Source organism: Mycobacterium tuberculosis H37Rv (genome assembly GCF_000195955.2).
Taxonomy (GTDB): Bacteria; Actinomycetota; Actinomycetes; order Mycobacteriales; family Mycobacteriaceae; genus Mycobacterium; species Mycobacterium tuberculosis.
Genome location: NC_000962.3, coordinates 4212988 through 4231240, shown reverse-complemented (window position 1 = coordinate 4231240; position 18253 = coordinate 4212988). Strand labels below are relative to the sequence as shown.

Here is an 18253-nt window from a genome sequence, read left to right as displayed (position 1 = left end):
TGTATTAGAGAACGCTGGAACCGCTAAACCCGTCCTGCTCATATGGGTATTGGGGCTGATCCTTGGCCCAATTGATATAGCGATCGATGCCGTCCCAAATTTCGACTTGCGGCTGGAACCCGATGCTTTTGGCAAGCGAAATGTCAGCGGGAAAGCGCTGGACCTCTCCGGGGCGAGCGTCGCGGTGCTCGATCCTGGCACCGAACTTGTCCGCAACATACTCGACGATGTCCCTCACCCGGGTATCTTTCCCGCTGGCAAAATTGATGGCCTGACCACGCAGGGTTGGAGTTCGTAATACCAGGTTGTACGCGCCCACGATGTCACTGACATACAGGTAATCCCGGGTTGCGCTACCTGCGCCGAAGATTGTCAGGCCTTCACCGTTGATGCCCTGGCGGACCAGCCGCGGAATCAGCGCGCCGAATCGCCCAGCCTTTTGGCGGACGCCGAAGATGTTGAACGGACGGACGATCGTGACGTCGAGTCCGTAGGAGCGAAAGTACGAGTAGCACAAGCGGTCGGCCGCCGCCTTGGAAGCGCCATATGGACTGTTCGGCTTCAGCTCCGCGTGTTCGTCAAGTCGTTCGCCTTCCTTGAGATTGTGTCCGTCGCCGTAGACTTCGCACGTCGATACGTATATCAAGCGGTTCCTGTAGCGCCGGACGGCTTCCAGGACGCGGTAGGTTCCCATGACATTGGTTTCGAGAAAGCTCTCCGGGTCGCCCAAGGACTGGTCCACGTTGACATGCGCGGCCAGGTGAAATACGACGTGATGGTCCCGCACCGCGCGGTCGATCGTCTGGCCGTCGGTTACCGAACCGGATATGAACGCGGCGCGGTCATGCGAACGAAATCCCTGCATGTTACGAACCGCATTCCTCGAAGACTTGTCGAGGACAGTGACCCAATGCCCATTGGCCAGCAGTGACTCGGTCAGATGGCTTCCCTGGAAGCCCGCGCCCCCGGTGACAAGTATTTCCATCCGTCCCGCCCTCTGAGCCTCATCGGCAAACGGTGAACCTAATCCATGCTGCCGCTGGTACGCGGCCGTTGCCAGCCGATCTTGAGATCAACGGCGGCCCGTCACGCGCAAGCCGCGTGAAAGAAGCCGGTCGGCTATAGCCGCCGGAATAGTCCCTACACCCAGTAGGGCACCCGCGCGCGATACTGCCGCATCGCGAACGCCGCCAGCATCCAGCCGACGACGGTCAACACCAGCACCACCAGCCAGTGCCGCAGCTCCTGGTGAGCGCCCAACAGTGGCGCCCGCACGATGTCCAGATAGTGCAGCAGCGGGTTGAGCTCGACGATGCTCGACCAGCGGCCCGCGCCCTGCCGACGCAGGGTCTCGTCGTTCCAGATGATCGGCGTCATGAAGAACAACAACTGCACAACGGAAAACAGCAGCGGGCCGATGTCGCGGTAGCGGGTCGCCAGGATGCCGAAACACAGTGACACCCAAACGCAATTGAGGAAAATGAGCGCCAGCGCCGGAAGAAACGACAGATCCGCCCACGACCACGGCTTAGGAAAGATGATCGCGATGACGAAGTAGATGACGATGTTGTGGGCGAAGAAGATCATCTGCCGCCACACCAACCGATAGACGTGCACGCTCAACGGTGCCGGCAGCTGTTTGATCAGACCTTCGTTGGCGACGAAAACCTCTGCGCCGTCCAGGATGGCGGCGTTGATCAGGTTCCAGACGATCAGCCCGAGCGTGACGTAGGGCAGGTGCTCAGACAGCTCGAGCCGAAACAGCTTGGAATACAGGCCGCCCATCGCGACGGCGGTCGTTCCGGTGGCGATGGTGATCCAGAACGGCCCCAGCACCGAGCGGCGGTACCGCTGCTTGATGTCCTGCCAGCCCAGGTGCAGCCACAGCTCGTGGCGGCGGAACCCGTCGACCAGATCGCCTCGGACGCGGGCCAGTGTCCGCGACTGTGTCTGGAAGCTAGCTTGAGCATCCATGAATGTCATGCAGATCCTCCAGGCTTGCCAAACTTCTCCCGACGGCCCAGGCGGCGCAACCGAATCCACTCCCACAGGCCTTTAGGGTCGCGGCGGGTCACCAGGAAGAACCAGCCGAACCGCAGCCATTCCTGGGCCAATAGTTTGCGCAGGCCGGGTTGCGACAATACATAGCCACGGTTGCGGTAGGTGAAAAACCGCTTCCCGGGATCGTCGGGATATTGGGCGTGCATGCGGCCACAAAGGATCGGCTTGAATTCGTCTGATCCGCAGGGGTGCAGGTAGGCCGCGTCCAGACAGGTTCCGAACGGTAGACCGGACCGGATCAGCCGGCGGTGCATCTCCACCTCGTCGCCGCGGATGAACAGCCGCAGGTCAGGCACGCCGATCGCCGCTAGGGTGGATGCCCGAAACAGTGCGCCGTTGAACAGTGATGCGATCCCAGGCAGCAGCTCTTGGCCCGCCTCGGTGCGCAATTCACTTGCGCGCCTGCGCCATACCAGGCCACGCCGCAACGGAAACGCCAGCCGCGTCGGGTCGTCTATGTTGCACACCATCGGTGACACCTCGGCGAGGCTGTACTTCTCGGCGCACGCCAGCAGGGTTGCCAGTACCCTAGCATCTTGCGCGTGCCCGTCGTCGTCGGCCAGCCACACCCAATCGGCGCCCTGTGCCAGCGCGTGCAGCATGCCCAGCGCGAAACCGCCGGCACCGCCCAGGTTTCGGCGTGACCCCAAATACGTGGTGGCGATCGGTTGTCCCGCGACAAGCTCGCGGACCGGGCTGTCGCCGCAACCGTCGTTATCGACCACGATCAGGTGGTCCGGTAACCGGGTCTGGGCGGTCAGCACATCCAGCGACTTGGCCAGCTCGTCGGGGCGCCGGTGGGTTACCACAACGGCGAAGACCGATTCAGTCATCCCTGGACGTTCTGTCTGTCGGCCTGGGTCTCGGCCAGTACTTCGCGCACGTGCCGGGCGGCGTCCTCACCCTCGTAGGCCCGTACCACCTCTTCGATACCACCGGCGAGCCTGATGACGCCATGGTCAATCCATATCGCGGTCTTGCATAGTCGAGCCAAAAACTCGTTGGAATGGCTTGCGAAAACCAGGATCCCGGAACGTTCGACCAAATTCTGCAGCCGGGACTGGGCCTTCCTCAGGAAGTCGGCGTCCACGGCGCCGATGCCTTCGTCGAGCAACAGGATCTCTGGGTCGATGCTGGTGACCACGCCCATCGCCAGGCGGACTCGCATCCCGGTGGAATAGGTGCGCAGCGGCATCGAAAGGTACTCGCCCAATTCGGTGAATTCGGCGATCTCATCCACTTTCGCCTGCATCTGTTTGCGGGTCTGTCCCAGAAACAGCCCACGAATGATGATGTTCTCGTAGCCGGAGATCTCGGGGTCCATGCCGATGCCCAGATCGAAGACCGGCGCCACCCTTCCGGTGACCTTCGCCCAGCCGCGGGTGGGCTCGTAGATGCCCGAAAGCAGGCGTAGCAGCGTCGATTTGCCGGCTCCGTTGTGTCCGACCAGACCGACCCGGTCACCCAGGTTCAGCTCCATGGTGATGTCGCGCAACGCTTCGATGACGACGACGTTGGAGTTGTTGCGCCCGATGGTGCCGCCCGCTTTACCCAGGACCGCCTTCTTCAGCGAACGTGACTTGGCGTCGAAGATAGGGAACTCCACCCACGCGTTGTGCGTCTGGATATGGGGATGGTGCGGATCCGACACGGCTTACAGGTATTGTCCGGTGCCGTGGCCGTGCTGGCCCGACTTGCCGACCCCGGGCGGCAGCGCACCCTGGCGCATTTGTTGCAGCTGCGCGCGCGCCGCCATTTGCTGAGCAAATAGCGCGGTTTGGATGCCGTGGAACAGCCCTTCCAGCCAGCCGACCAGCTGTGCCTGGGCAATGCGCAACTCGGCGTCCGAGGGCACGGCGTCCTCGTTGAACGGCAGGGTAAGCCGGTCGAGCTCCTCGCGCAGTTCCGGGGCCAGACCATCTTCGAGTTCGCGGATGCTGGTGGCGTGGATATCGCGTAGCCGATTGCGGCTGGCTTCGTCGAGTGGGGCGGCGCGAACCTCCTCGAGCAGTTGCTTGATCATGGTGCCGATGCGCATCACCTTGGCGGGCTGCTCGACCAGGTCGGTCAGCGACGACTCGTCGGAGTCGTTCTCCTGCACCGCTATCAGCCGCGGGTCGACGCCGCCGATGACCTCGACGTCGTCGTCGTCGCTGCCGGTACTCAATCCAATCACCATCCTCTTACGCACCTTCTAGGAGTGTGTTGCTGCGGCAGTGCCGCGCCATTCGTAGATTCGGGCCTCGCCGTTGTCGTAGATCTTCGCCCACGACCTCGATGTCTCTAACGACACTAGTCCGTCCGGCACGGCAAACCCCCGCACCGTCGGAGTGCTGGTCAGGATATAGCGGATACGGAGGACTTGGATGGCCTCGAGTACCCGAGGATCGCTCTCCCCGTTGCGGCCATAGGCCCAGAAGATGAACCGGTGATAGCCCGGGCCCTGTTGCAGCGGGTAGTCGTAGTGGGTCCACAGCGGGTGTAGGCCGGCCACGGCATACATCCACGCGGTGCCGTCCGTGTTGGCGTTGCCAATCAACGTGTCGCGTGCGCCGGGCAAACTCGCCAGGTATGCCATGGCGTCGAGATCTTTCTGGTCGATCATCACCGAGTCGTACTTGTCGCCGAACAGAAATCGGTGCCGGGGAAAGTAATGCCACGCACTGACCAGAGTGGCTCCGATCAGTAGTGTCGCGGTCGCCGATGCCCAGACAGACACCGGCTGGGGTCTGAAACGGTCGGTCAGTCGTTTCGCCGCGGCCACTAGCAACATGACTGTCGCGAACAGCGCCACACCTGCCATCAGCATCAACAGCAGGGTTGTGGCCGCCGCGATGCGGCGCGGATCGTGATAGAAGAACTCGCCGAGTGCGCCGGCCACCCCTCCGATAGGTCCGCCCAACGGTGTTCCCGCGTCGACGTTCATCACAATCAACAGCAGCCAAACCGCCAGCGGCCACCAGATCTTCTTGACCAGCAGAATGAGCCCGCCGATGGCGGCCAACACAATGAGCGCGTACTGGACCGGGAAGTCGTTGAGATGGCGGGAGTGCTGGAAAACAGCGTCGAACAGCCCACGCTTCTTGCTGAGATAGGTGGGAAAAGCGTGTCCGGCGATGATGTCTTCCTGCTGCCTGACGCTCAAGAACTGCGGCAACATGACCAACCCGGCCATCGCTGCCACGCCGGCCAGCGTCAACAGGTCGGCCAGCCTTGATCGCACAGGATGCCGCAGTGCCTCGAAAAGCCACCAGGCCGACACCAACAGCGCTACGACGATACCGCCGGTAATGTGCAGTGAGAAGACGCCGACCAGCGCTAGCACGGCCACCGGGATGCGGTCGCGGTGCCGCAATGTCGAGGTGATCAGCACCATCGTCGGCACCGCGATGCCGTAGGCCGCCAGGTTGGGCATAGCGGCGGTATCGAACTCGACGTAGGGCACCGCGGTGAACGACGCCGAGAGTGCCGCGGCGGTGCCCGCCGCTCCGGCGGCGCGCCACTCTGCCGAGGCGCAGGAGGCCGACCACAGCGCGCCCGGGTGTGAGCGCACCGCGCGCCAGGTGAGAACGGCTGCACTGACCGGAAACAGCCAGACCGAGGCGGCCAGCGAACTCAGTGTGTAGCCGGTGGTGGGTGCCGCGCCGGTTAACTGGCAGAACACCGCGACCAGCCCGTGGAACACCGACGGGTAGTACAACGGGGCATGGGTCTCGACGTTGCGAAGCTCCCCCATGTGAGTCGAGGACGCCTGGCCGGTGTCCAGGATGAAACGTACGGTGTTGGCGTGCCAGACCGCGTCCCAGGTGCTGGGGATGGACTGCCAGTGCGGTATGCCGCGATATGCGGCCCATCCGATCAACAGGGCGCCCAGCAGCACCCCGGCGGCGACCGTAACCGCGGGCCAGCGGCTAACCGCAAGTGCCTCGGCGTCGAGGTCCCGAAAACGGGCAAGCAGTAGCTGCAAACCGGTCGCTACAGCGCACGTCACCGCCAAGGCGGCCAGCGCGGTCCAACCGTTCCAGGGAATTCCGAGCGCGCCATAGGGGATGATCGCGAGTGCCACCACGCCGTATGTCAGCGCCGGGCCAACCGCGATGGCGACCGGCCACCTCAGCTGGGCGATGCGAGCAACCATTGCCCCCGGCGCTATCAGCAAAATCAAAGCGATTAGCGTACCGAACCACAGGCCCACTCGATTAGTATGGCTGGCCGGGTGACATGGCTCAGGGAAGCCCGGGCGGGCTGGGACGTCTAGGACACCCGAGTTCTAAGGTGGCTGGCATGGCATACGACGTCGCCCGGGTGCGCGGATTGCACCCATCGCTGGGTGACGGATGGGTGCACTTCGATGCACCGGCCGGAATGCTGATTCCCGATTCCGTCGCGACCACCGTGTCGACGGCCTTCCGCCGGTCGGGCGCTAGCACAGTGGGTGCTCACCCGTCGGCGCGGCGTAGCGCGGCGGTACTCGACGCCGCCCGTGAAGCGGTGGCCGATCTGGTCAACGCTGACCCGGGCGGCGTGGTGCTGGGCGCCGACCGGGCGGTGCTGCTGTCGTTGCTGGCCGAAGCGTCGTCCTCACGCGCCGGGCTGGGATACGAAGTGATCGTCAGTCGTCTTGACGACGAGGCCAACATCGCTCCGTGGCTGCGGGCGGCGCACCGCTACGGCGCCAAGGTTAAGTGGGCCGAGGTCGACATCGAGACCGGCGAGCTGCCGACGTGGCAGTGGGAGAGCCTGATCAGCAAGTCAACCAGGCTGGTCGCCGTCAACTCCGCATCCGGAACGCTGGGCGGGGTCACCGATCTGCGGGCGATGACCAAACTGGTGCACGACGTGGGGGCACTGGTGGTGGTCGACCATTCCGCGGCCGCGCCGTATCGGTTGCTCGATATCAGAGAAACCGACGCCGACGTGGTGACGGTGAATGCGCATGCCTGGGGTGGTCCGCCGATTGGGGCGATGGTTTTCCGTGACCCGTCAGTGATGAATTCCTTCGGATCGGTTTCGACCAATCCGTATGCCACCGGGCCGGCGCGCCTGGAGATCGGCGTGCACCAGTTTGGTCTGCTGGCTGGTGTGGTCGCCAGCATTGAGTACCTGGCGGCGCTCGACGAGTCGGCTCGCGGCAGCAGACGCGAACGACTAGCGGTGTCGATGCAATCTGCTGACGCGTACCTGAACCGGGTCTTCGACTATCTGATGGTGTCGTTGCGCTCGCTGCCATTGGTGATGCTGATCGGTCGCCCGGAAGCACAGATACCGGTGGTCAGCTTCGCGGTCCACAAGGTGCCGGCTGACCGCGTGGTGCAGCGGCTGGCGGACAACGGAATTCTCGCGATCGCCAACACCGGCTCACGCGTGCTCGACGTGCTGGGCGTCAACGACGTCGGCGGCGCGGTCACCGTCGGGCTGGCGCATTACTCGACGATGGCCGAAGTCGACCAGCTGGTGCGCGCGCTGGCGTCGCTAGGTTGATCCGGCCGCGAGGTTCGCCTATACCGTCAGCAGAATCTTTCCGAACGTCTTGCCCGACAACATCAGTTCATGCGCTTGTGCCGCCTGTTGGATGGGCAGCCGGGTGCCGATGACGGGCCGGACCCGGTTCGCGGCGATCATCGGCCAGACCGAGGCCGCCACCGCCTGGGCGATGGCCGCCTTGCCGTGCGGGCCGCTGACCGGCCGGGCCCGCAGCGTGGTACCGATGACGCGCGCCCGCTTGGTGAGCAGCTTGCCCAGGTTGAGCTCGGCCTTCACCCCGCCCTGCATGCCAATGACTATCAGCTGGCCGTCGGTGGCCAGCGCGTCGATATTGCGGTCCAGGTAGGACGCTCCCATGATGTCGAGGATGATGTCAGCGCCGCTACCATCGGTCTCTTGCTTCAGCCGCGCGACGAAATCCTCGTCGCGGTAGTTGATGGTGATTTGGGCGCCCAGGTCGCGACAGAGCTCCAGTTTCTCCGGTGAGCCGGCGGTGATCGCCACCCGTGCTGCCAGGGCGCGGACCACCTGGATCGCGTGGCTGCCGATGCCGCTGGCCCCGCCGTGAATCAGCACCAGCTGACCCGGCCGCAGATGAGCGGTCATCACCAGGTTCGACCACACCGTGCACGCCACTTCGGGCAGGGCGGCTGAGTCGACCAGGTTGACGCTCGGCGGAATCGGCAGCACCTGGTCGGCCGGAACGGCAACGTATTCGGCATAGCCGCCGCCGGCAAGCAAGGCGCAAACCTCTTGTCCGGCAGACCATTCGGTAACCCCGGGACCGACCGCAGCGACGATGCCGCTCACCTCTAGGCCGATGATGTCGCTTACTCCCGGGGGCGGCGGATATTTGCCGGCGGCCTGTAGCACGTCGGCGCGGTTGACACCGGAAGCGGCAACCTTGATGAGCACTTCGCCCGGCCCAGCCGACACGTCGGGGACTTCCTGCCATACCAGTCGATCTGAGGATTCGGCGACGACGGCACGCATGATGGTCACGCTACCGGCTCGTTACCCTTATCAGCGGTGGCGTGGCAGAGCGGCCTAATGCACTCGCCTTGAAAGCGAGAGACGGCTAACACCGTCCGGGGGTTCAAATCCCTCCGCCACCGCTGTATCCCCGCCGCTTGGGGGTGGCTTGTTGCGTTGGGTGACGTGGGCGCGTTCGCGTTTAATGCGGTGGGCCAGCTCGGCCGCTCGGGTCCGGCGCCGTCGTGGCATCAGCAGGGTGTGAGTGGGACCAATGGCTGGCGGGGATGGTGCTGGGGGTAGTGCGGCGGTGGTGGTGTGCCAGCTAGGTAAGAAGATTCGGCTGTCGGGATGAGTGGTGTAGGTGTGGCCGTTGGGCGCGGTCCAGATGATGGTGCCGTCGGGCAGTTGCACATCACGCCAGCCGGTCCAGAAGGTCTTGAGAAGGTGGTGTTTGCGGCAGAGGCATTTCAGGTTGGACGGGTGGGTGGGCCCGAGTGGGTAGGGCAGTGTGTGGTCGATGTCGCAGAATTCGGTGGGCTGGTCGCAGCCGGGGAATCGGCAGGTCATGTCTCGGATCCGGACGAATTCGGCCAGCTTGGCCGACGGCCGGTAGTGCGGCTCCGATCGCAGATCGCCGGGATGGCGCATGCGGCTGAGGGCGGCCCCACCGCGGATCAGCTCGGCCAGCAGTGGCGCGGGCACCACACCCCCGCCGCTGATCAGCGCGGCCGGCGGCTTGACCGCCGGGGTGGCGGGTGCTTCGGGTGCCAACGCGGGTTCCGGGCCGGATAGGCGTGGGTCAGGTGCAGCGCCTAGTGCTGCCGCGTCGGCGACGACGTGGATGACCACACCGGTTGCCTGCCGGTGGTTGCCGGCACTGGATGGGCAGTCGGAATTACCGCAGCCGCAGGTAAGCCGATCAGCGCCGGCGGCCAGCGCGCCCAGCGCATCGGCGCGCCGCTGGGCGATGGTTCGGGGATCGTCGTCGCAGACGCCGTGGGCCAGCTGGGTGAGGCGCTTATCCAGCATGGCGGCGTCGGTGGCAAACAACCGGCCCCATAGTGCGGCGGTGCCGGCATCTTCGTCGGGATCACCGATGCACAGGTCGCGGCTGCGGGCCGAGATACGGGTGCGTCGCAGTGCGGCGGGATCGTACCGATCAATCCAGGAGTCGATAGCCTTTTCCAGTTTGGGGGCCGACAGCGGACCCCACGCTGTGGCGTGTTTGGCGAGGGCGGCATCGAGCAGACTCAGCGCTTCGGGGTCGCGAACCAGGTAGGTGCGCCAGGCGATGATCGACACCAGCCGCGCGCTGAGCTGCCCGGCCAAAAACAACGCCGCCACCTGGGGCAGTCGGTTTAGGGTGAGGCTCAGATGCATCTGCCCGGAGGCCTTACGGTGGCTTACGGTCAGTGCGGCGGCCACCTCGGCGGCCGCGCAGTCCCAGCCGTCGCACGCCCAGTCGGCCCGCTGGTCATTGCCGGTGCGCCGGCTGGTGAGTTCGGCGATCGCTGACAGGCGGCGGGCGCCGGCGGCCACCTCGGCACGCGCGCAGTCCTCGATTGCGGCAAGCAGCGCGGCATCGTCGGCATCGCGCAGCTCCACCGGGTCCGACAACGATATCTCGAACATACGTTCGAGTATAGCAGGTCTGCACCGACCACGTTGACTCGTTGATAATGCGCGCGTACGGCGGCGCATCTTGACATAAGGCAACAGGCCGACATGTGACCGGCACGACAAAGCCGTCCGGCTCGGTTAGGGCGGCGTGGCGTGCTCGTGGGCAGATCAGCCCGACGATGCCCGTGGTATTTCGGCGGTAATGGCGTTCAGCAGGGCGCCGTAGCGCCCAGCCTCGGGGTCCCTACCGGGTTTGCCGCTACTGATCAAACCGCCCGACAGAGCTCGTTCGGGGTCGGCCCAAACCGCAATGTTGACCAGACCGAGATGGCCGAATGCCGCCGGCGCGTTGCGCCCGAACGGCCCGTACTTGGCGGACCCCAGCATGAACCCGGTGCCCCAGCGAAGCGGCATCAGCCCGGTGGCGAAGTCCGGTCGCAAGCGCCGGCATTCCGTCACCGCGCCGCGCAGCGTCTCGGGACTCAGTACACGAACACCGTCGAGTTCGCCACCGCGGCGCAGGATTTCCATAAAGCGGGACAGCTCGTTGGCCGTTGACACAGTGTTGGACGACGGGAGGATGGTGCTGAGGAAGAACGGGGTGTTCGTATAGGGGATGATCTCGTGCACGGTTCCGCCGATCGCCTTGCGGAACACCGCGGCGATCACCGGCGGCAGCTGCCGCCCGGTGGCGTGACTGGGCGCGACCAGCGGCACATCGCGCTCGGCGACGCCGAAGTTGGTCCACCGAAAGCCCAGCGGGTCGAGGATCTCGGTGGCCAGGATCTCGCGGATTTCCTTGCCGGTGGCCGCGTAGACGATCTCACGCATCAACGGACCCCAGGTCAGCGCGTGGTAGATGTGTACCAGTCCGGGCCGATATAGCGGCCGTAGTTCGCCGAGCCTTTCCACCGCGTATTCATGGTCGTCCGCGCGTCTGACGTCGGGTCGGGGCCCGGTGGGAAACGGGACGCCTGCGCTGTGGGTCAGCACGTGCCGGATCGTGGTGCGGTGCTTGCCATGACTGGTGTAGGAGGGCAGGTACTCGCAGACGCGGTCGTCGAGCGCGAAGTGTCCGCGCTCGACGAGCATGTGTACAACGGTCGCCGTGATCGCCTTGGCCGCCGAGTACACGCAGAACGGGGTGTCAGTCGTCACCGGGATCTTCTCGGCATCGGCCTCATCGGTGGGGGCGTTGCCCCAGCCGTGCCCGATCGCGCGGTTGAGCACGACCCGCCCATGGTGCCGAATGCACAACTGGATCGCGGGATGCATACCGGCCCGATACCAATGGCGTGCGGCCCGCCAGATCCGGTCGACGGCCGCACCGTCGATTTCGGAGTGGTCCTCTTCGCCGGTTGCCGTGACGGCGTCTAGGTCGGCCGGGACACGGATCTTGCCGTCGCCAGCGCGCATGGTCGCCGGGTCTACTCGCCGGTGAACTGGGGCGGGCGCTTGGCGAACGTCGCGGAAATACCTTCGGTGAGGTCCTTGGACGGCAGAAACGCGGCGTTCCAGGCGGCGACATAGCGCAGGTTCTCCGAGACGGCGGACGTGCGTTGTTGGTCGAGAACGTCCTTGATGCCGTAGACCGCCAAAGGTGGGTTGGCGGCGATCTCGGCGGCAGTCGCGTGGGCCGCGGCCAGCGTCTGGTCGGCGTCATCGTAGACGTCGTTGACCAGGCCGATCTTCTCGGCGCGGGCCGCGTCGATATTTTTGCCGGTCAGCGCGAGTTCTCGTAGATGGCCGTCGCTCAGGATTAGTGGAAGGCGCGCCAGGCTGCCCATGTCGGCAACAATCGCTAGCTTGACCTCGCGCACCGAGAACTTCGCGTCGGCGCTGGCATACCGGATGTCGACCGCGGAGATCAGGTCGACGGCGCCGCCGATGCACCAACCCTGGACGGCCGCGATCGTGGGGGTGCGGCAGTCGGCGACGGCGTTGATCGCCTTCTGCATGCGCAGTATTTCGGTGTGGAAGTCCGTGCGTGGGCGGGCCAGCGCGCCGTCGGCGATCAACGGGGCGAACATTCCGCCCATGGCCGGTACGTCCAGGCCGTAGCTGAAGTTCTTGCCCGATCCGGTGATGACGATGGCCCGCACCTCACGGTCGGCGTCCAGGGCATGGAACACCTCGGGCATCTCCGACCAGAATGCGGGCCCCATCGCGTTGCCCTTGCCCGGCCCGATCAGCGTCACCTGCGCGACCTGGTCCTTGGTTTCGACGGTGACGGATTCGTAGGTTTCGCCCATGCCCAGACCGTAGCGTGGCCAGTATGCCGCCTGAATCGCGACCCGGACCAGATTCCCCACCGACCGACGAGCTGGCGTGCGCGGAAGCCGCGCTGCAGGTGCTGCAGCAAGTGCTGCACACCATCGGCCGCCAGGACAAGGCCAAGCAGACACCGTGCCCGGGGTACGACGTGAAAAAACTAACCGAGCATTTGCTCAACTCAATCATGGTCCTCGGCGGCATGGTCGGCGCGGAATTCTCACTGCGTGCGGACATTGACTCTGTGGAGCGCCTGGTGAGCGGCGCCGCCCGTTCGGCCCTGGACGCCTGGCACCGTCACGGTCTGGAAGGAGACGTATCGCTGGGTCCCGGCTCGATGTCGGCCAAGGTTGCCGTCTCGGTCTTCTCGGTCGAATTTCTGGTGCACGCCTGGGATTACGCGGTCGCCGTCGGGAGTGAGCTGAAGGCTGCCGATTCGTTGGCCGAATACGTCCTAGAGCTGGCACGAAAGCTCATCAAGCCGGAGGAACGTAGTGTGGCCGGTTTCAATGAACCGGTCGACGTGCCGGAAGATGGCGGGGCGCTGGAGCGGCTGATCGCGTTCACCGGCCGCAACCCGGCCAGATAGCCGTGACGCTCGAGCGTGGGCGTCGAATTTTCTTACGGGCCACGCTCATTGGTCGCTCCGCCAGCGGCGGGCGAACCGCAGGAACGCGTCGTTCTCCTCTGGTGCGGCGACGGTGACCCGAACGCCATCCGTGCCGTACGGGCGGACCACGATGCGTGCATCGGCGGCCTGCTCCACGAAGTCTTGGGTGCGGGATCCCAGCGGAAGCCAGACAAAGTTGGCCTGCGATGGCGGCAGCGTGAACCCGGCAGCACGCAACTCGGCGCTGACGCGGGCGCGCTCGGCAACCACGGTGTCGGTACGGGCCAGCAGCTCGTCGGCGGCGTCCAGGGACGCGATGGCCGCGGCCTGCCCGATACTCGACACGGTAAATGGCACGTAGACCTTGTCCAGCGCGGTTATGACGTCGGGGTGGCCGATCGCGTAGCCGATCCGCAACCCCGCCAGGCCGTACGCTTTCGAAAACGTACGCAGCACAACGACATTGTTGTGTGCGCGAACCAGGCCTAAGCTGTCGGGCCGCATGCCGTCCCGGATGTACTCCACATACGCCTCGTCGATGGCGATCAGGATGTGCGCCGGAACCGCCTCGACGAAGCGGGCCAGCGCGTCCGGACCGACGACGGTGGAGGTCGGATTGTTGGGGTTGCACACGAAGATCAGCCGGGTGCGGTCGGTGACCGTGGCGAGCATGGCGTAGAGGTCGAACGTGTGGTCGGTCAACGGCACCTGGATGGGGATAGCGCCGGCGACCCGGACCTGTGGTGGATAGAGCTCAAAGCTGCGCCAGCCGAAGACCACTTCGTCACCAACCGAGGCGGTGACCTGAACGAGTTGCTGGCAGAGGCTGACCGAGCCGCAACCGACGGCGACGTGCTCGGGAGCGAAGTCCGGGCCAAGATGCCGGGCCAGCGCGGCCTTGAGCTGCACGCAGCCGTTGTCGGGGTAGCGGTTGACCGTGTCGGTAGCCCGGTCGATGGCGGCACGGACGCTGGGCAGCGGGCCGAACACGGTTTCGTTGCTGGCCAGCTTGATGGCGCCCGGCACCGTTTTGCCGGGCACATAAACCGGCAGCCCAGCCAGCTCGGGTCGCAGGCGGGCGGTCACGTCGACAGCATATGTGGCGGCTGTGTACGCTAGGCCTCCGGCGGCTCGGGGAGTCCGGGTACTCTCGGGAAGTCCATGGAGGCGTGCCAGAGCGGCCGAATGGGGCTCACTGCTAATGAGTTGTCCCCCTTCAAGGGGACCGGAGGTTCAAATCCTCTCGCCTCCGCAGTCCTTTAGGGGACACAACTGAAGACAAGCGCCCGTAGCTCAACGGATAGAGCATCTGACTACGGATCAGAAGGTTGGGAGTTCGAATCTCTTCGGGCGCGCTCTTTACTAGCGCAAACGCGTTCCGTTGGTATCAGGCGCCGGGAAAGCTGTCACGGATTGTCACAACTCGTGCCCAACTCTGCGCGCCGTCGGCCAGCATGTCGGGCTGCGAGCGCACATACGTGGTGGAGCTGTGCCCGCGCCGGCGGAGAAGGCCTTGAGCCAGGTCGGGTTCCGCCGCATCGCCGCGGATTTGGCTCGCCCGGCCGAGACGGTGCGGGGTTGGCTGCGTCGCTTTGCCGAGCGTGCCGAGGCGGTTCGGTCGGTGTTCACCGTCATGTTGCGCGCGGTGGATCCGGATCCGGTGATGCCGGATGCGGCCGTCGGGGTGTTCGCCTATGCGGTGACGGTGATCGCCGCGGTCGTGACCGTGATCGAGTGCCAGTTCGCGCTGTCCACGGTGTCGCTGGCCGAGACGGCGGTGGCGGTATCGGGTGGGCGGCTGGTGGCGCCGGGGTGACCCGGCGAGTGGGTGCAACACGAGTCGACCCTGCCCTAACCGCCGATTGGGCCGTAATCCTGTGCGCTGTCGTGTGTTCACGGGACACCAAACGGAAAGGAGCGGCCGGTGGCGGTCGGCGATGATAAGGCGAGGTGCGCGCGGAGCGGGCGAGGGCGATCGGATTGTTTCGGTATCAGTTGATCCGGGAGGCCGCCGATGCAGCGCATTCCACCAAGGAGCGGGGAAAGATGGTGCGCGAGCTGGCCTCCCGTGAGCACACCGACCCGTTCGGGCGGAAGGTTCGGATCAGCCGGCATACCATCGACCGCTGGATTAGGAATTAGGGACTGGCGCGCCGGTGGGTTCGACGCCTTGGTGCCCAAACCCGTGCCAGTGCACGCTGCGCACCCCGGTCGAGGTGCTGGAGTTGGCGGTGGCGCTGCGCCCCGAGAACCCGGACCGTACCGCTGGGGCGATCCAACGGATCCTGCGCGCCCAGCTGGCTGGCGACCGCATAGCGTTGCGTGGCCGGGGTTCGTAGCCATCGGTGCGGGAAGCTCGCCGTTGTGCCCACGTGCGGGTCAACTGGCGGCTCGCCGTCACTGTTCGTCACTGTTGCTCACCAAGGTTCGCGGAGGCAAATACGATGCTTAGTGGCATACAACAGAACACGCTTATGGATAACGATCCCCTCGCCCATGGCTACTACGTAGCCGACCTGCTCGTCGCGCTCGCGGTCGTGGTGCTCATGCTGCGCGCTCGAAGGACTCGACCCGAGCTCGCGCGGATGCTGTTGCTCGGCACGCTCATCGGTCTGGTCTGGGAGCTGCCGGTGTTCGGGCTCAGCGCTTGGACCAACACCCCGATCATCGAGTGGGCCACGCCGCTCCCGCTCCCCACCGTGGTGTTCCTGCTCGCCCACTCCGTGTGGGATGGTCCCCTCCTGACCATGGGCTGGCTGCTGGCGCGAGCGCTCACGGGCGAGCCCGCGGGCGCCCTCGGCCTGACCGTCCAGGTGCTCTGGGGACAGCTCACGGCCCTGGCCGTGGAGTTGTCGGCGATCCTCGCCGGGACCTGGTCCTACGTCGACGACCTGTGGTTCAACCCGGTGATGTTCTGGTTTCGTGGTCACCCGGTGACAGCGGCCATGCAGCTGACCTGGCTGCTGGCGCCGCTGTGCTTCGCGGCCCTGGTCAGGCGGCTCGCGCTCACCGCCAGGTAATCAAGGCGCGGTCTTCGACAGGGTCGCTCGGGTGCCGGCCACGAGCGCGGACAGGATCTGCAACCTCGAGCCCGTATCGCCAACCGATGTCCGCGCACCCCATCATGGTGCGGTTCAAACACGCCCTACGGCTTTAGGAGAGCCTGCAACAGCACCTGATCGTGGTCTCGAAAATCGTGGTCTCGAAAGGTGTTCTGAGCTGGCCATTTGACGCCATCCGGCACGACCCGAAACCACGGCGTGTCGCGGATTCACCGACCACAGATCACCGTTCGATGCCGGGCTCAAAAAATCGCGCAGCCATTCGGAGAATCACTTGTCGAGGGCGCGGAGCAGAAGGTCCTTGATCTCGGCCTGTCCCTCTTCCAGAGACCGCACCCGCGCATTGGTGTCGTCGGACTTGGCCGCGAGCTGGCCGACTTTGGTCGTCACGCGGTCCAGTCGTCCGGTGTGTTCCCGGACGGTCGTCGCGATTTCTCGCTGGTTGGCGCCCGGCGGGTTGACGGCCGCGAGGACGGCTCGATAGTCGGCCTGGTTCGCTTCCAGAGCGGCGACCCGTGCTCCAAGCTCCTTCAGCGTCGTCACGGGCTCATCCTATCCGGCAGATCAGCAGGCGGTTCCTCCGCAAAGTGCGGCTGCAACCTACCGACTTCGTGCGCGGCGAGGAACGCGCCCCCTGGGGGTATCCGCCCGCGTCAGACAACAGTGCCTCGGTCTGATCGGTAATAGGCGACCGCCTCGAGGTCCACATCCGCCACCTGCTCGAAACGTCAGGTCTTGGGGTGCGGGGTGTACCGGACGGTATGCGCCCAGATCGTGCCGTCTCGGAATACGAAAGTATCGACTCCGTCGTCGACTCGGCTGACCGCGGAATTCGCGGTCCACTCCAGGAACAGTATGTCGCCCTCGAAGATTTGGGTCTTTAAGTCCCACAGTGCGTTTGGTATGTCGTCGAGCAACTTGACGAACAGTTGGCGAATACCTTCCTTGCCGCGCGCGATACCGGCCGGAGTGATGACAAAGGAGTCGTCGGCGTAGTCGGCGACGATCTCATCGAGGTCGCCCGCGGCGAGCGCCTGGCCGTGGTGGGCGAATACCTCCTGCGGCGTACGTGGCGGCGTGGACCCCATCGCGCTCCTCTGCAACCTGTAGACCATCTGGGAGAAAGCGTAGGACACTCTTGACGAGCGCGCGGGCCCCTCGGCGGCTGGAAGAATAGTTTGCAAAACTGACGTTTCCGGCCTGGGGGAGGATTAACTGTGCCGCGGACCGACAACGATTCCTGGGCCATTACCGAGAGCGTGGGCGCCACCGCACTGGGTGTGGCGGCGGCGCGTGCGGCCGAGACCGAGAGCGACAACCCATTGATCAACGATCCGTTCGCGCGGATCTTTGTGGACGCGGCCGGCGACGGGATATGGAGCATGTACACGAATCGCACGTTGCTGGCCGGTGCGACCGACCTCGACCCGGACCTGCGGGCGCCGATACAGCAGATGATCGATTTCATGGCCGCCCGGACCGCGTTTTTCGACGAGTATTTCCTGGCTACCGCCGACGCTGGGGTGAGGCAAGTAGTGATCCTCGCCTCGGGCCTGGACTCGCGTGCCTGGCGGCTGCCCTGGCCGGACGGCACCGTGGTGTACGAGCTGGACCAGCCCAAGGTGCTGGAATTCAAATCAGCCACGTTGCGCCAGCATGGCGCGCAGCCGGCTTCGCAGCTGGTGAACGTTCCCATAGACCTTCGTCAGGACTGGCCAAAGGCACTGCAGAAAGCCGGATTTGACCCATCGAAGCCGTGTGCGTGGTTAGCCGAAGGGTTGGTGCGGTACCTGCCGGCGCGGGCTCAGGATCTGTTGTTCGAGCGTATCGATGCGCTCAGCAGGCCGGGCAGTTGGTTGGCGTCCAACGTCCCCGGCGCCGGTTTTCTCGACCCTGAGCGAATGCGACGCCAGCGTGCGGACATGCGGCGGATGCGGGCCGCGGCAGCCAAGCTGGTCGAAACTGAGATATCAGATGTCGATGACCTCTGGTATGCAGAGCAGCGCACCGCGGTCGCCGAGTGGCTGCGTGAACGTGGCTGGGACGTGTCGACGGCAACGTTGCCCGAGCTGCTGGCTCGGTATGGCCGCAGCATCCCTCACAGTGGCGAAGACTCAATCCCGCCAAACCTTTTCGTATCCGCGCAGCGGGCCACGAGCTGACGGAGATC

At 65.1% G+C, this 18253-nt stretch carries 18 protein-coding genes and 3 tRNA genes; 8 read left to right on the top strand and 13 right to left on the bottom strand.

Features of this window, described 5'->3' with window-relative positions:
* Positions 1–4: 4 nt before the first annotated feature.
* From Rv3784 to Rv3779, 6 genes are all read right to left on the bottom strand, one after another.
* Entirely contained in the window at positions 5–985 is a 981-nt protein-coding gene (locus tag Rv3784) for a dTDP-glucose 4,6-dehydratase (RefSeq protein YP_178015.1), read from the bottom strand.
* Between the two features lie 155 nt (positions 986–1140).
* Entirely contained in the window at positions 1141–1983 is an 843-nt protein-coding gene (rfbD, locus tag Rv3783; protein ID NP_218300.1) for an O-antigen/lipopolysaccharide ABC transporter permease RfbD, read from the bottom strand.
* Complete coding sequence (glfT1, locus tag Rv3782) at positions 1980–2894, bottom strand: galactofuranosyl transferase GlfT (RefSeq protein YP_178014.1); 915 nt, start codon at positions 2892–2894, stop codon at positions 1980–1982. Before glfT1 ends, rfbD begins: the two co-directional genes overlap by 4 nt.
* Positions 2891–3712 carry an O-antigen/lipopolysaccharide ABC transporter ATP-binding protein RfbE gene (rfbE, locus tag Rv3781; RefSeq protein ID NP_218298.1) on the bottom strand — a complete coding sequence of 274 codons (822 nt, stop codon included), beginning with the start codon at positions 3710–3712 and terminating at the stop codon, positions 2891–2893. The genes glfT1 and rfbE overlap by 4 nt, the downstream gene beginning before the upstream one ends.
* 3 nt (positions 3713–3715) lie before the next feature.
* Complete coding sequence (locus tag Rv3780) at positions 3716–4252, bottom strand: hypothetical protein (protein ID NP_218297.1); 537 nt, start codon at positions 4250–4252, stop codon at positions 3716–3718.
* A gap of 3 nt (positions 4253–4255) precedes the next feature.
* A complete protein-coding gene (locus tag Rv3779) occupies positions 4256–6256 on the bottom strand; it encodes a transmembrane protein (protein ID NP_218296.1) in 2001 nt (666 codons plus the stop codon).
* A gap of 89 nt (positions 6257–6345) precedes the next feature.
* Between Rv3779 and Rv3778c the strand changes: the two genes are divergently transcribed.
* Complete coding sequence (locus Rv3778c) at positions 6346–7542, top strand: aminotransferase (protein ID NP_218295.1); 1197 nt, start codon at positions 6346–6348, stop codon at positions 7540–7542.
* Between the two features lie 18 nt (positions 7543–7560).
* On the opposite strand, the gene Rv3777 is transcribed toward Rv3778c, so the two are convergent.
* Positions 7561–8547 carry an oxidoreductase gene (locus Rv3777; protein ID NP_218294.1) on the bottom strand — a complete coding sequence of 329 codons (987 nt, stop codon included), beginning with the start codon at positions 8545–8547 and terminating at the stop codon, positions 7561–7563.
* Between the two features lie 26 nt (positions 8548–8573).
* Between Rv3777 and serU the strand changes: the two genes are divergently transcribed.
* Positions 8574–8660, top strand: a tRNA-Ser gene (gene serU / locus Rvnt45).
* Here the strand turns inward: serU and Rv3776 are convergent.
* From Rv3776 to echA21, 3 genes are all read right to left on the bottom strand, one after another.
* The gene (locus Rv3776; RefSeq protein ID NP_218293.1) at positions 8593–10152 is read right to left on the bottom strand and encodes a hypothetical protein; all 1560 of its coding nucleotides are present in this window, start codon (positions 10150–10152) and stop codon (positions 8593–8595) included. The two genes, serU and Rv3776, sit on opposite strands and share 68 nt — an antisense overlap.
* 156 nt (positions 10153–10308) lie before the next feature.
* Positions 10309–11556 (bottom strand): lipase LipE, encoded by a 1248-nt coding sequence (gene lipE, locus Rv3775; protein ID NP_218292.1) that lies wholly within the window; start codon positions 11554–11556, stop codon positions 10309–10311.
* Between the two features lie 11 nt (positions 11557–11567).
* Positions 11568–12392 (bottom strand): enoyl-CoA hydratase EchA21, encoded by an 825-nt coding sequence (echA21, locus tag Rv3774; RefSeq protein ID NP_218291.1) that lies wholly within the window; start codon positions 12390–12392, stop codon positions 11568–11570.
* A 23-nt stretch (positions 12393–12415) separates the two neighbouring features.
* Between echA21 and Rv3773c the strand changes: the two genes are divergently transcribed.
* The gene (locus Rv3773c) at positions 12416–13000 is read left to right on the top strand and encodes a hypothetical protein (RefSeq protein NP_218290.1); all 585 of its coding nucleotides are present in this window, start codon (positions 12416–12418) and stop codon (positions 12998–13000) included.
* Positions 13001–13045: 45 nt separating this feature from the next.
* On the opposite strand, the gene hisC2 is transcribed toward Rv3773c, so the two are convergent.
* Positions 13046–14107, bottom strand: a complete 1062-nt coding sequence (hisC2, locus tag Rv3772) for a histidinol-phosphate aminotransferase (RefSeq protein NP_218289.1) — start codon at positions 14105–14107, stop codon at positions 13046–13048.
* A gap of 77 nt (positions 14108–14184) precedes the next feature.
* On the opposite strand from hisC2, the gene serT reads away from it, so the two are divergent.
* The 4 genes from serT (at position 14185) to Rv3770c (ending at position 16041) form a co-directional block, all read left to right on the top strand.
* A tRNA-Ser gene (serT, locus tag Rvnt44) sits at positions 14185–14273 on the top strand.
* 30 nt (positions 14274–14303) lie between these two features.
* Positions 14304–14376: transfer RNA gene (gene argU / locus Rvnt43), tRNA-Arg, on the top strand.
* A gap of 134 nt (positions 14377–14510) precedes the next feature.
* A complete protein-coding gene (locus Rv3771c; protein NP_218288.1) occupies positions 14511–14837 on the top strand; it encodes a hypothetical protein in 327 nt (108 codons plus the stop codon).
* Between the two features lie 628 nt (positions 14838–15465).
* Positions 15466–16041, top strand: a complete 576-nt coding sequence (locus tag Rv3770c; protein ID NP_218287.1) for a hypothetical protein — start codon at positions 15466–15468, stop codon at positions 16039–16041.
* A gap of 312 nt (positions 16042–16353) precedes the next feature.
* Here the strand turns inward: Rv3770c and Rv3769 are convergent, their stop codons facing one another.
* Positions 16354–16626 carry a hypothetical protein gene (locus tag Rv3769; RefSeq protein NP_218286.1) on the bottom strand — a complete coding sequence of 91 codons (273 nt, stop codon included), beginning with the start codon at positions 16624–16626 and terminating at the stop codon, positions 16354–16356.
* 185 nt (positions 16627–16811) lie between these two features.
* Positions 16812–17171: a hypothetical protein gene (locus tag Rv3768; RefSeq protein NP_218285.1), complete on the bottom strand. Its 360-nt coding sequence runs from the start codon at positions 17169–17171 to the stop codon at positions 16812–16814.
* Positions 17172–17300: 129 nt separating this feature from the next.
* Between Rv3768 and Rv3767c the strand changes: the two genes are divergently transcribed.
* Complete coding sequence (locus Rv3767c) at positions 17301–18245, top strand: S-adenosylmethionine-dependent methyltransferase (protein NP_218284.1); 945 nt, start codon at positions 17301–17303, stop codon at positions 18243–18245.
* The last annotated feature ends 8 nt before the right edge of the window (positions 18246–18253 follow it).